Source organism: Micromonospora sp. ABR4_055 (genome assembly GCF_056160425.1).
In genome coordinates, this window is the sequence record NZ_JBSWXD010000167.1 from 1 (window position 1) to 13,658 (window position 13,658).

Below are 13,658 nucleotides of genomic sequence, written 5' to 3' on the forward strand. Positions count from 1 at the left end.
AGCGATGAACTTCGAGGCTAGTCACCCGCAAGATCATCAGGAGTCGCGCTCGTCCCGCAACTCAGCCGACGTCCGATTTCCAACACGGACAGAACGACTCAAGCCGGAACAACGCCGGGGCCGTGCGACCGGACGTGTCCCAACCCGCCAACCGATCCAGCGGTAGAGACACCGTGGCCGCACACCTAACCGAAGTTCAAGAGCAGATGACGTAAATACTGGCCTGCACCGGCGTTTCGTACGGTTCTACGTCATCTGATCTTGAGTCGGCTTCCCTCTGTATAGGCTGGTCCAGAATCCGTCGATCAGCACGGTGGTGTCGGGTGCCACGCCAGATGTCCTGTAGTGGGAGCACATCAGTGGCGACGGGTCATGATCTCGGTGCCGAGGACGGTCAACAGTCGCAGCTTGTCTGCCGCTTCGCTGCCAGGTGCCGCTGTGTAGACGACGATGCGCAGGTCGGCGCCGTGCGCCGACAGCACATCGCAGTCGAGTTCGACTTCGCCGACGTGCGGATTGTCGACGGTCTTTCGTTCGCTCCTGTGGTGCGCGACGGCGGAGCCTTCCCACAGTCGCGCGAATTCAGGGCTCGATGTCCGCAGCGTGCCGATCATGTCCTTCAGTTCGCGGTCGGCAGGGTAGCGCGTCGCCACGTCGCGCAGGTCGGCCACGAGTGACGCCTTGTGCGCCTGCGGATCCGGATGCCGCACGCGCCCCGTGTCGTCGTGGAAGGTTCGCCACACGATGTTCGCCGACCGGAGATCGCGGTCGTGCCAGTCGTCGCCGGTCAGCGCGGCCCACACATCGTTGTGCTGGATGAGGGTCCAGGCCGCGTCGAAGACGGCGATCGGGGTGTCGGCGAGACGGTCGAGCACGCGCTGCACGCTGGGGCCGATGTGCCGGGGCACCAGTCCGCCCGGTTGGGGCGCGTGCCCCGCCAGGCGGCAGGCCAGTTCATACTCAGCGTCGGACAGGCGCAGCGTTCGTGCGAGCGAGCGCACGATAGCGACGCTGGGATGCGCGCGGCCCTGTTCGAGGCGTTTGATGTAGTCCGGTGAGATGCCAGCGAGCCAGGCGACCTCTTCGCGGCGCAATCCCGCCGTCCTGCGCGTGCCTGACCTGAAGGGCAGGCCCACGTCTGCCGGCTGCAGGCGGGTGCGCCAGGAGCGCAGCACCGCCGCGAAGTTGGGTGCGTCGTGCATCACCCCATTGTCGGCCTTCTTCCCGGCCTTCGATCGATGCGTGGGTGGCCCGAAGTGGGCCAGGCTGCCGCCCGGAACCGGTGCCAAGGTCGATTCCTGGCACACCCGGCGGCCCCAGCAGCACCTTCGCCGATCGGTACGGCGAACTGCCCTGGTAATTATCACTACGGAAGGAACACACATGTACCTCATCACCGGAGCGACAGGCAACGTCGGCAACTTGCTTGCACGGCAGCTGCACGAACAGGGTCACCCGGTCCGAGTCCTGGTGCGCAACCCTGCCCGGGCGGCCGACCTGCCGGCCGAGATCGAGCGCGCCGTCGGCGATCTCGGCGACCCCGACGACGTGGCCAACGCCGTCAAGGGCGTGGACGCCGTCTTCCTCATGCAGGTGGGCAGCGGAACCGACCAGACCAAGGTCATGATCGATGCCGTGCGCAACGCCGGCAACACCAGGATTGTCCTGCTGTCCTCGGTCGGTGCACGGCTGATGCCGATCAGCGACAATCCCGTCATCGGTGGAGCCCTCGCGGCGCGCGAGGACCTCATGCGCGAGTCCGGGCTGGGCGTCACCTACCTGCGCCCCAACGGCTTCGCATCCAATGCCCTGTGGTGGCTGGACGGCATCCGCGCTGGCAAGGTCGTCGACCCCACCGGAGAGGGCCGTCTGGCGGTCATCGACCCCGAGGACGTGGCCCGCTGCGCCGCCATCGTGCTCACCGAAGACGGGCACGTCGGCAAGGGCTACACCCTGACCGGGCCAGAAGCACTGACTTCTCGTGAGCAGGTGGCGACAATCGCCGCGGTGACCGGTCAGATGATCGACTTCCAGGAAGTCACTCCTCGCGAGTTTGCCCGGGCGCAGATCGCCAAGGGTGTGCCCGCCGAGCAGGCGCAGGCATTGGAATATCTGAACACGGTGTTCCGTAAGGGTCGCGCCGCCTACGTGACCGACGATGTGCGGAACCTCACGGGCCGGGCGCCAGGGACGTTCCGCGAGTGGTGCGAACGCAGCGCAGACGCATTGCGCTGATGCAAGACCCAGTGCGACCGGGCTCCCGGACACCACTCAGCATTCTTCCCGACGCCACCAGGCCCGCAGGAACGTCAGCCGCGTCTCCACACCTATCAGGTCATCGCTCCGCTCGTCGTGGCCCGTCGCAGGTATGACGGGGGTACGGACACGAATACTCATCACCAGGGAGCCGACGCAGCCACAAGATCAGCTGACGAGAATGCGGGAGTTCCTCGGCATGTCACCCGAATTTACGTCATCTGATCTTTGCGATCGGCTGGCACCGGCACCGGAGCAACCGTGTGCGCGTAGCGCTTGCCCGGCCAGCGCGACGGGCGGTCAGGTCGGTTCTGCGGACAGGCGGCGGTGCTCCGGCGGGACTGGGGCGTCTGATAGTTCCGGCAGGCGCGCCGGCGGCTTCGTCCTGACCTGTGACGGCGACGTCGTCGGTCTGTCCAACCTGTTCGCCGCTGACAGCGGCGAACAGTCCGATATCCGGGCGACCGCCATCACCGAGGCAGCCCTCCACTTCCCCGGGGCTGCCGCTGGTCGGCTACGAGCAGGGCGACGACCTCGCCCGCGCCCGAGCACACGGCTTCGCCCCGATCGGCGCCCTGCGGGTCTGGCTGCACCAGCCCGGCCAGCCATGATCACTTGATGAAAAGCCGGCCGACACGCCGACACGATCCCAGCAGAACATCAAATGATCTTGGTTGTGCCCAACCTCGGCCGGTTGCCAGACTGGTCCGGTGCCGGTCTCCCTCTGGCGAAACCGTGACTTCCTCCTACTGTGGACCGGCCAGGTCGTATCGACGCTCGGCACCCGGATCAGCGGCCTCGCGTACCCGCTGCTCGTGCTGGCCGTCACCGGCTCACCGGCGCAGGCCGGGCTGGTGGCGGCCGCGCAGGCGGCCCCGTTCCTGATCTGGTTCCTGCCGGCGGGTGCCCTGGTCGACCGCTGGCCCCGCAAACGGATCATGCTCGTCGCCGACGCCGGCCGGGCGGTGGCCCTGGCATCGGTCGCGGTGGCCGTCGCGCTCGGACGGGTCACGATCGGTCACCTCATGGTCGTGGCCTTCGTCGAGGGCACGCTGTACGTCTTCTTCCTGCTCGCCGAGACCGCCGCCCTGCCACACGTGGTACCCAAACCCCAACTACCGACGGCGATCGCCCAGAACCAGGCCCGCGACCAGGGTGCCGACCTGGCCGGCCACCCGTTGGGCGGCCTGCTGTTCGGGCTGGGCCACGCGGTGCCGTTCGCCGCCGACGCCGTGTCGTACGTGGTGGGCGTCGCCCTGGTCGCCCCGGTTCGGCGGGACCTGGAGGAGAAGCGGGTGGCGCAGCGTCGCCCCCTGCTGGCAGAGATCGCCGAGGGTGTCCGCTGGCTGTGGCGTCAGCATCTCCTGCGCGCCCTCGTGGCGATCGCGTCGGCTGGCAACCTGGCCTTCAGCGCCCTCAGCCTGGCCGTCATCGTGCGCGCCACTGACCTCGGCGCGTCCCCGACCGCCGTTGGTGTGCTGCTCGGGCTCTTCGGCGTGGGCGCGATCGCCGGTGCCCTGGTGGCCCCGCCGGTACAACGCCTCGTCTCCCCGAACGTGGTCCTGATCGGCGCGCTCTGGTGGTGGGTCGCGCAGATGGCGGCGTTGGCCCTGGCCCCGACCGTGTTCACGCTGGGGGCGGTCTACACGGTCGGCGCACTGATGGGCCCGATCTTCAACACCACCACCGCCGCCTACCGGTACGCCCTGACCCCCGACCGCCTCCAGGGCCGGGTCAACGGCGCCTCCCGAATGATCGGCTGGGGTGCCCGCCCCGTGGGTGCCCTCCTCGGCGGCATAGCGCTGGAGACCCTGGGCGCGGTGCCGACCTTCGCCGCCCTGGCGGCGTGGCTGGCCGTCGTCGCGGTGGCATCGACGACGAGCCGCCAGATCAGGTGCGCCCCCAGGCTGGAAACGATGGGCGAACGAACCGGATCCTGAGTTCGTGCGGTGGACCGTGCTGCCCTGTTCAGGGTGCCGGCTCCCGGCGGGCGCGTTGTTGGTGTCGGCGCGCCTTCAGCCGGTTGCCGCAGGTCTTCATCGAGCACCAGCGGGCGGTGTTGGCACGGCTGCGGTCCAGGTGGAACAGGCGGCACTCGGTGTTGTCGCAGGGCCGCAGTCGGCCGGGTAGCCGGGCCTGTACGTCGAACCAGGCGAGCACCAGCTGCACGGCGAGCATCCGGTCGGGGGGCCCACACAGGCGCCAGCGCAGGCCCGACGCGTCGACCTCGGGCAGCTGCTGGACGCCGGCGAGGATCCGCCGCAGGTCCGCTTCGGGCACGGCACCGCGGGTGGCGGTCTGCAGCGCGTCTCTGGCGGTCCGCAGCCAGGTGGTCGTTGCCGGGTCGCCGGAGCCTCCGTGCCGGTGTGCCCACTGCCGCAGTGCGGTGTCGTCGGCCCACCGGTCCTGTGGCCGGCCGTCCACCACGGGTGTGCTGTTCAGCGCCTCGATCAGCGCCTGCTCGTCGATCACGGTGACCTCACCCACCCTCGCCACTAACCCTCTCGCCGCGCTTGACAGGTTATCGCAGATCGGGTCCACTTGAATCCAGATAACCACCACGAAGTTCCGAGAGGGTTAGAGATGGTCGAAGTTCATCACCGGTACGCCACCGTGCGAGGGCACCGCGTCTTCTACCGACAGGCCGGCCCCCACGACGCGCCGACGCTGCTGCTCCTGCACGGGTACCCCACCAGCTCACGTATGTTCCGCCGGCTGATCCCGCGACTCGCCGACCGGTTCCACGTCATCGCCCCCGACCACATCGGCTTCGGCCACTCCGACGCCCCGCCCGCCGACACGTTCCCGTACACGTTCGACGCGCTCACCGACGTCACCGAAGCGTTCCTGGCCGAGCTCGGTGTCACCCGCTGCGCCATCTACGTGCAGGACTACGGCGCTCCGATCGGATGGCGACTCGCCCTCAGCGCCCCCGAGATGATCACCGCGGTCATCAGCCAGAACGGCAACGGGTACGACGACGGCTTCGTCCCCGACTTCTGGACACCCGTGTGGGCGTACGCCGACGATCCGGGACCGGACACGGAGCCGGCGGTGCGCACCGCCCTCGGTCTGGACGCCATCCGCTGGCAGTACCTGCACGGCGTGGACCGCCCCGACCTTGTCGACCCCGACACCTGGACGTACGACCACCGCGACATCAGCCGCCCCGGCAACGACCTGGCACAGCTGGCGCTTTTCCGCGACTACGCCACCAACCCTCCGCTGTACCCGAAGCTGCACGCGTACTTTCGGCGCAGTCAGGTGCCGCTACTGGCCGTTTGGGGGGCCGAGGATCTGATCTTCGGGCCGGACGGGGCGCGTGCCTTCGCGCGGGACCTTCCGGACGCCGAGATCCACCTGGTGCCCGGCGGCGGTCACTTCCTGCTGGAAAGCCACCTGGACACCGTGGTCGGCCACATCCGGGACTTCCTGTCCCACGCGCTGCCGACAACCCGGCCGGCGACAACCCGCGACGCGCGAGCCGCCCACCTGTGAAACGGCCGCCGCCCGGGTCGGCGATCAGCCGAACCAGACAATCCCCTGGCCATGCGGTCGGGTCCAGGCCAGTGGCCGGCCGTCCAGGGCGAGCACGTTGTGCAGGGTGTCGTCCGGTGGCGGCGGCAGCGCGCCGTGGCGCAGGATGTCCGGCCCCTCGTTCGCCACCCAGTGGCCGGGCAGGCCGTGTACCAGGTCGACGAAGACCGACCGGCGCGGAGCCGGCACGTGGTAGAGCACGGCGGTGTGGAACACCACCAGCGTCGCGTCCGGCGGTGCCGACGCGGCCAACGCCGGCAGGTCGTCGACCAGATCACCCCGGACCAGCAGCGGCGGATCGGTCGCCGCGACGCCCGCCGCAGCCGCCAGCCGGGCCCGCCGATGCTCCTGCTCCGGCCAGATCAACGCGTCCAGCCAGGCGACGTCGTCGGCGTCGGTGACGTCCAGCGGAGTCAGGTCCAGCCCGGCCCGCCACACCACCTCCGGCCGGGTACGCGGCGGCGTCAAGCCGGTCGTCGCGCAGTCGAGCAACGGCTCGCCCTGCCCCACGGTCGGGCCGCCGTCGTAGCGGTAGGCGTACCGGTCCGGGTAGAGACACAGGCCCGCCGACGCGCCGACTTCGAGAAGCGCCAGCGGCTGCGGCAACGCCGCCAGCACCGGCAGCAGTACGGCACACCGCCCGGCCTCGTTGGTCTGGGTGAGGCGGCGACGCATCTGCGCCTCGACCTCCGGCCAGTGCGCCATGGTGATGTCGTGGAACGCGGCCGGGTCGTCGACCGGCCCGCCGAGCAGCCGGACCACCCCGAACAGCAGATTCGGCTGCCGGGTCGGCGGCGGCAACGAGTCGAGCAGCGCCAAGAGATCGTCGTCGCGGGCGACCGCGTACGCCAGCCGTTCGTAGCTGGGCGACACCCCGGACGCCTGCCGGCGGGCGAAGTCGGCGTACACCTCAGCGGTGGTCATCGCTAGATGATCACCCTGCCCGGGCGGTGCCGTCATCAGCCCGACCGCGAACGGGGAGCCGGATCACATCCGGCTCCCCGTGACGCGTGTTCGATCAGCTGCAGCCGGAGGTGGAACCGCAGCCCTCACAGACGTAGCAGCTGCCGGCCGGGCGCATCTTCGTGCCGCAGGTGAAGCAGAGCGGCGCGTCGGCAGCCTTGCCGATCACCGCCTCCAGCAGCTCCGTCGACGAGTGCACCGACGACGGGGCCGGCGTGCTCGCGGCGGCCGGCGCGGTCGCCGTACCGCTGCCGGAGTCGGCCGACGACGGCGCCGACGCCTCCGGATGCTTCGGCTCGACCGGCGCGGACACCGCCATCTCCGACAGCTCCGACGCCGCGTTCTCCGCCTCCGCCTCGGCCCGCATCTGCGCGGTCCGCTCGGCGGCGGTGAAGATGCCCAGCTCGGCCCGGCGGTCGTATGGCAGGAAGTCCAACGCCAGGCGACGGAAGATGTAGTCCATCACCGACGCGGCCATCCGCACGTCCGGGTCGTCGGTCATGCCGGCCGGCTCGAAGCGCATGTTGGTGAACTTCGCCACGAACGTCTCCAGCGGTACGCCGTACTGCAGGCCGATTGAGATCGCCACCGAGAAGGCGTCCATCACCCCGGCCAGCGTCGAACCCTGCTTCGACATCTTGAGGAAGACCTCGCCGAGGCCGTCGTCCGGGTACGACGAGGCGGTCAGGTAGCCCTCGGCACCGCCGACCGAGAACGACACCGTCTCCGACGGACGCTTCTTCGGCAGCCGCTTACGCACCGGGCGGTACTCGACGACCTTCTCGACGACCTTCTCGATCACCTTGGCCTGCTCGGCGGCGGCGGTCTCCTTGGCCTTGTCCGACTTGGCCGCCGACAGCGGCTGGCCCACCTTGCAGTTGTCCCGGTAGATCGCCAGCGCCTTCAGGCCCAGCTTCCAGCCCTCGAAGTAGATCCGCTCGACGTCGGCGACGGTCGCCGCCTCCGGCATGTTGACCGTCTTGGAGATCGCCCCGGAGATGAACGGCTGCACCGCCGCCATCATCCGCACGTGCCCCATCGGCGCGATCGACCGCTCCCCCATCGCGCAGTCGAACACCGGGTAGTGCTCGGTGCGCAGGCTCGGCGCGTCGACCACGTGACCGTGGTCGGCGATGTGCTCGACGATCGCCTCGACCTGCTCCTCCGGGTAGCCGAGGCTGCGCAGCGCGCGCGGCACCGTCTGGTTGACGATCTGCATCGAGCCACCGCCGACCAGTTTCTTGAATTTGACCAGCGCCAGATCGGGCTCCACCCCGGTGGTGTCGCAGTCCATCATCAGACCGATGGTGTTGTGACTGACGAACCCGCCGGCGACGTAGGTGACGTTGGCCGGCACCGACAGGTCGTACGTCGGCTGCACGCCACCGTCCTCGTTCGCCGCCACTGTCTCGTAGAGGTAGCCGAGCGCGTGCCCGAGGCGGTCGTCCAGCACCTCGCCGTAGATCTCGCCGGCCAGCGTCCGCGACACGCCGCCGGTCTTCGCCAGCGACTGCACAACCGCACCGCGCATCGGGTGTCCGGCCGGCACCAGCAGATCCCACAGCTCACGCGGCAGGTGGATTCGGTCCCGGTTGCCGGTCTGCTGCGGCGCGGCGACGATCTGCTCCGCCTTGCGGGCGCCGATGAAGCCGATCGTCTCCTCGTACCGGATCGCGTGGTCGGTATTGCGCAGCCGCACCTGCCAGATGTCGCTGCCCATGCCGCTGCGGGTCCGCCGGGTGGTGGTCGCCATCCCGAGGGTCAGCAGCAGGGTACGGATCTCCGCGGCGAACGACTCGGTGGACGTCGACACGGACGGCACTCCCTCGATCACCGTCCCGTCGGCCTCGAACAGGCCGCGCAGGAACGCGATGTAGACGGTGACGTCGTTGGTCTCCAGGATCGCCGACGGCACCCGGGGCGACCAGCCCTTGCCGGTGTGTTCCGGGTGCGGCAGCGTCTTGGCGAACCCGGCTGCCTGCCACCAGCGGGCCAGCCGCACCGAGGAGAAGACGACCTCCTGGTAGCCGGTGCGCGCCGCGACCTCCGCTTCCAGCCCGAACAGGCCCTTGCCGAGCACCCGCAACCGTTCCACAACGTCGAGGTCGGTGTCGGCTACGGCGAACCGCAGCCCCTTGGCGTGCAGGCTGCCGTCACCCATGAAGTAGCCGACCAGTTCGGCCAGCTCGGCGTCGACCGCGTCCGGCACGTACAGTCGCCGGTCGCCGGCGTAGTACGCCTGGTCGAGCACCGGCAGCGGCACCCGACGTGGCTCGCCGACCAGGGTGCCGAGCTGCACCGGTACCAGGTCGCCGGGGGCAACCTCGGCCATCCGCTTCCAGACCCATTCGCCGGTCGCCGGTTCCACCACCTTGACCCGGTGGGCCAGGGTGCCCTGGATCTGGTAGCCGCCGTTGGTGACCACCCGGCGAGTGGGCTCCTCACCGTTGACGAAGAACTTCGTCGCCTGGCGGGCGCCCTCGTCGGTCGACACCATCATGTCGAGGTCCTGCCAGCGGTCGCCGTAGACGTCGCCGATCTCACCGAGTCGCACCAGCCCGCGGTCGGTGGTCACCATTGTGTCCGCGGTGAGGCAACCAGTGGGCGCGAGTACACTTGCCTGGGAATTGCGCCAGCCGTTTTTTTCGCCGATCCTGTTGCCGATCTCCCATTGCCGGGCGGCTTCCCGGGCCAGGGCGGTGGCGGTCGGGCCGGTCGGGCGGATCTCATCGCTGGCAGCGGCGTGCTTGCGCATCACCCGCTTGTGGCCCTCGGCGTTGCGGGCGTAGCCGTCGTAGGCGCCGACCACGCCGGCCAGTTCCGCCGAACGGCGGTACGCCGTACTGGTCATCACCGAGGTGATGGCGGCGGCGTAGGACCGGCCGGCTTCCGAGTCGTACGGCAGACCGGAGGCCATCAGCAGGGCACCGAGGTTGGCGTAGCCGATGCCGAGCTGCCGGTACGCCCGGGTGGTCTCGCCGATCTTCTGCGTCGGGAAGTCGGCGAAGCAGATAGAGATGTCCATCGCGGTGATGACGAACTCGACGGAGCGGACGAACTTCTCCACCTCGAAGCCGCCGTCGGCCCGCAGGAATTTCATCAGATTCAGCGACGCAAGATTGCACGACGAATTGTCAAGGTGCAGGTATTCCGAGCAGTTCCGGACGACCACGCCGTTGGCGATGTACGAGTGGTTGCGCGGTTCGGACAGATTGTAGGTGGTCTCAAAGCCGTCGAACTCGCGGCTGACCAACTTCGCCGTCTGATCCGTCCGGTAGAACCGGTGCTGTTCGAGCCAACGGGCCACCCGCTGCGCCTTGGCCTGGTGGTCGAACCCGATCCGGCTGGCGAACAGGCGGATGTTCTCCCCACTGATCCGCAGGTCGTAGAGCTGCTTACCGTGGTACTCGCGCTCGTCGCCACCGTTCGTGGTGTACCGGAAGGTGGTGTCACCGGCCTTGCGGGTGGCGTAGATCCGGCTGCCGATGCCGAACCCACTCAGCAGACGCTGTGCCTCGCGGAGCAGTTCGATCGAGACCGCGCCGAGCCCGACGTAACGGGTGCCGTTGGCGGTCTCGGCGGCGCAGCCGTCCGCGTCGAACAGCCCGCGCAGGAACGCCGCCTGGATCTCGGGCGGCGCCTCCAGCACCGACGACGGCAGTCGCTTGTCCACGGCGCGGGCAGTGCTCACGCCGAGCCCGGTCAGGAAGTCGACGACGGCAGTACGGTTGCTGCGCAGCTGCACGGTGCCGTTGGGCATCTGGACCGGGTCGAATCGCAGGCCGACGATGCTTTCCAGCACCGTCTGGTGCCGCTGGACAATGGCCTCCGGGTCGGACTGGCTGTAGACCCAGCTAGCACCGGGGTTGTCACCGCGTACGCCCGGGGTGCCTTCCCGGACTGAGCCGTCGCCGACCAGCCAGCCGAGCAGGTGGGCGAAGTCCTCGGTCCACTTCTCCGGCAGTCGGGACTCCCGTTGCCACTTGGTCGGCACGACGTCGCCGGGTGACACCCTGCTGTCCGCGCGCATGCGGAACTCCCAGGACGCGGCGGTCGCCGGGGTGGGCTGGTTGAGCGGCAGGATCTGGTCGTCCGGGGTGAGGTCCTTGGCCTCGACGTACCCCCGGTTGGTGGTCCAGATCCGGTGGTTCGGGGTGCAGCGCAGCACCATGCCGTTGCTGAACTCGAGCCGGGTGATCTCGTTCGTCCCGGTGATCATGACCGCTTCGGGGCTGGTCAGCACGACCTGGTCGGCGGGGGCGTCCGGGTTGGTGGCGTCGTGGGTGTAGACACCGAACGATTCGCCCTGCCGGCTCCGGTCGATGAGTGCGTCGAACCGGATCAGGCCCTTGTCGGTGTGGACCAGGGTGTCGCCGGTGAAGCAGGGGTTGGACGCGGTGATGCGTCCGCTCTCCGGGCAGGTGTGCCAGTCGTTGATCGTGTCGTCGTACTGCAGACCGGGGTCGGCGCATTCCCAGGCGGCCTGTGCGATGGTGCCGAACAGCTTCTTGGCGTCGACGGTGTCGATCACCGAGCCGTCGAGCCGGGCCCGCAGGTCGAAGTTGCCCCCGTCCTCGTACGCCCGCATGAACTCGTCGGAGACCCGGACCGAGTTGTTGGCGTTCTGGTACTGGACGCTGACGATATCGGCACCGCCGAGGTCCATGTCGAACCCGGCGTCGCGCAGCGCCCGGATCTTGTCCTCCTCGCGGGCCTTGGTCTGCACGAACTCCTCGATGTCGGGGTGGTCCACGTCGAGGATGACCATCTTGGCGGCCCGGCGGGTGGCGCCGCCGGACTTGATGGTGCCGGCCGAGGCGTCGGCGCCACGCATGAAGCTAACCGGGCCGGAGGCGGTGCCACCGCTGGACAGCAGCTCCTTGGAGGAGCGGATCCGGGACAGGTTCACCCCGGACCCGGAGCCGCCCTTGAAAATCAGCCCTTCCTCTTTGTACCAATCGAGGATGGAATCCATCGAGTCGTCGACGGCGAGGATGAAGCAGTTGTGCACTCGCAGGTTGTCGGAGAGGTACTCCCCCGACTCGGTCTGGATGTCGTAGACCTCCATCGCCCCGAGCGGTTCGACCCGGTCGATGACGAGGCGTTTCGTCGCCTTGGCGGACCGGCCCACCTTGGCAAAGCTCTCCTCCAGCTTGCCGGACTTGCGGGCGTCGACGAACCCGATTTCTGCGGCGAAGGTGTCCCGGTCGCCGTGGTTCTGGATGCGCAACGACCAGGTGCCGTGCCGGTTCGGTCGCGGGTCGGCCTTGAAACCGACCCGGGCGAAGATCCCGAAGCGCAGCAGCAGCCGCTGCAGCCCGCGAATCAACCGCTCGCCGATCATGTCCAGGCCGACCAAGGTGGACGCCTCACGCTCCGAGACATAGCCCTCTGCCTGGAAGATGCTCTTCAAATAAGCGGCGACGACCGGCAGCGGCGCGGTGAACAGCGTTGCCGGCACCTCCATCTCGGTGCCCCGGGCAAGCAGGCCCCACTTGTCGATGAACGGGCGCAGATTCTCCCCGTACAACCGGGTCCGCCGGCAGTCGAGGGTGACGTCCTGGGTGACGACGCGGCGTTCATGGCGGTGCGCGCCAGGGAAGACCTGGTCGATCGCGGCGACGACCCAGCTGAGTTCGTCGTCGTTGACGGTCATCGCCTCGATTGTCAGCGACCGGTTGGTGCCCTGATCGTACTGGCCGACAAAGCCGTCTGACTGCAGCCAACCGGCCAGCGCGGCCTCGTGGACGTCGCCGGGGTGGAACTCCGCCTCGCCGTCGCTACCCCGCCGGTGCCATTCGAGAGTGTCGCCAGCGACCAAGGTGCCGGCTTCGACGAACCGACCGGTGCCCTCGCCGGTCGCTTTCCAGACCAGGTGGTCCGCGGTTACGTCCAGGGTGTAGCCGGCTTTGGTGTGCAGGCGCAATACGTCCTTGATGCCGTTGGCCTGGACCGCGAGAATTCGGGTCAGCCCGTGTGCGTCGTAGACCTTGGCTCCGACGGCGTCCTCCTCGACCAGCTTGCCGATCGGGACGAGGCCGGCCGGCGTGCTCACGAGCGAGTGGTACGGCTGGCACGCTGATACCTGCTGTGGGGAGGCGGTGCCGACGTTGAACCAGACCGGCGAGTTGAAGCTGAACACCTGGTGCAGCAGCATCCAGGTCAGCTCGTGCTCGAAGATCTCGGCGTCGCCCGGGGTGGCGAAGTAGCCGTGCTGCTCCCCCGCCGCCCGGTAGGTCTTCACCACCCGGTCGATCAGCTGCTTGAGCGACCATTCCCGCTGCGGGGTCCCCACCGCCCCACGGAAGTACTTGGTGGTGACGATGTTGGCCGCGTTGACGCTCCACGACTCCGGGAACTCCACGCCGCGCTGCTCGAAGTTGACCGTGCCGTCGCGCCAGTTGGTCATCACCACGTCGCGGCGCTGCCAGGTCACCTCGTCGTACGGGTGCACACCCTCGCTGGTCCACACCCGCTCGACGGTCAGGCCACCCGCGCCGGCCTTGGCCCGTACCCGCGCGTTGGAGCCCGCGGCCGATCCGGCCTTGCCGTTGGCCTTGGCCGCACCGTTGGCCGAACCCGCCGCGCCGTTGGCCTTCGCCGTGCCGCCGCTACCGCTACCGCCTGTCTTCGCGGTCACACCTTCCCCCGCCATCTGATCGCCCCCTCAGGCTCTCGCGCAGCGTCGTGCCACGCGGTCGTTTCCGTCTTGCCGTTCAGCTTTTTTTCTCGGCCGTACCCGCCCCGCCGGGACCTGCGGTCGGCCGTACGCCTTGCTGTTCCGGGTTTGCCGCGGGGCCGGTCAGCCGGGCCCGGGCCCGGGTTGGTGGGTGCGCAACGGGTGTGGGGGGGCTCACAGCCATCACGTAGCCGACGCAACACCCGTCTTTCGTCCTAGCGTG

The 13,658-nt window shown here is 68.9% G+C and carries 7 protein-coding genes; 3 read left to right on the top strand and 4 right to left on the bottom strand.

Annotation, left to right across the window (positions count from 1 at the left end; all coding sequences use genetic code 11):
* Positions 1-356: 356 nt before the first annotated feature.
* Positions 357-1,202, bottom strand: coding sequence for an MmyB family transcriptional regulator (locus tag ACXAHD_RS27325; RefSeq protein ID WP_289212512.1), 846 nt, complete (start codon positions 1,200-1,202; stop codon positions 357-359).
* A 181-nt stretch (positions 1,203-1,383) separates the two neighbouring features.
* Between ACXAHD_RS27325 and ACXAHD_RS27330 the strand changes: the two genes are divergently transcribed.
* Positions 1,384-2,235 carry an NAD(P)H-binding protein gene (locus tag ACXAHD_RS27330; RefSeq protein ID WP_289212511.1) on the top strand — a complete coding sequence of 284 codons (852 nt, stop codon included), beginning with the start codon at positions 1,384-1,386 and terminating at the stop codon, positions 2,233-2,235.
* Positions 2,236-2,966: 731 nt separating this feature from the next.
* Positions 2,967-4,196 (top strand): MFS transporter, encoded by a 1,230-nt coding sequence (locus tag ACXAHD_RS27335; protein ID WP_281554036.1) that lies wholly within the window; start codon positions 2,967-2,969, stop codon positions 4,194-4,196.
* Between the two features lie 28 nt (positions 4,197-4,224).
* On the opposite strand, the gene ACXAHD_RS27340 is transcribed toward ACXAHD_RS27335, so the two are convergent.
* Positions 4,225-4,743: a CGNR zinc finger domain-containing protein gene (locus ACXAHD_RS27340; protein ID WP_281554035.1), complete on the bottom strand. Its 519-nt coding sequence runs from the start codon at positions 4,741-4,743 to the stop codon at positions 4,225-4,227.
* Between the two features lie 96 nt (positions 4,744-4,839).
* On the opposite strand from ACXAHD_RS27340, the gene ACXAHD_RS27345 reads away from it, so the two are divergent.
* Positions 4,840-5,754 carry an alpha/beta fold hydrolase gene (locus ACXAHD_RS27345; protein ID WP_475054156.1) on the top strand — a complete coding sequence of 305 codons (915 nt, stop codon included), beginning with the start codon at positions 4,840-4,842 and terminating at the stop codon, positions 5,752-5,754.
* 24 nt (positions 5,755-5,778) lie between these two features.
* Here ACXAHD_RS27345 and ACXAHD_RS27350 read toward each other — a convergent pair whose 3' ends face one another.
* Both ACXAHD_RS27350 and ACXAHD_RS27355 read right to left on the bottom strand, forming a co-directional pair.
* On the bottom strand, positions 5,779-6,717 hold the full coding sequence (locus ACXAHD_RS27350) for a DUF2332 domain-containing protein (protein WP_475054158.1): 939 nt from the start codon (positions 6,715-6,717) through the stop codon (positions 5,779-5,781).
* Between the two features lie 94 nt (positions 6,718-6,811).
* Positions 6,812-13,396, bottom strand: a complete 6,585-nt coding sequence (locus tag ACXAHD_RS27355) for an LAGLIDADG family homing endonuclease (RefSeq protein ID WP_475054160.1) — start codon at positions 13,394-13,396, stop codon at positions 6,812-6,814.
* Positions 13,397-13,658: the final 262 nt, after the last annotated feature.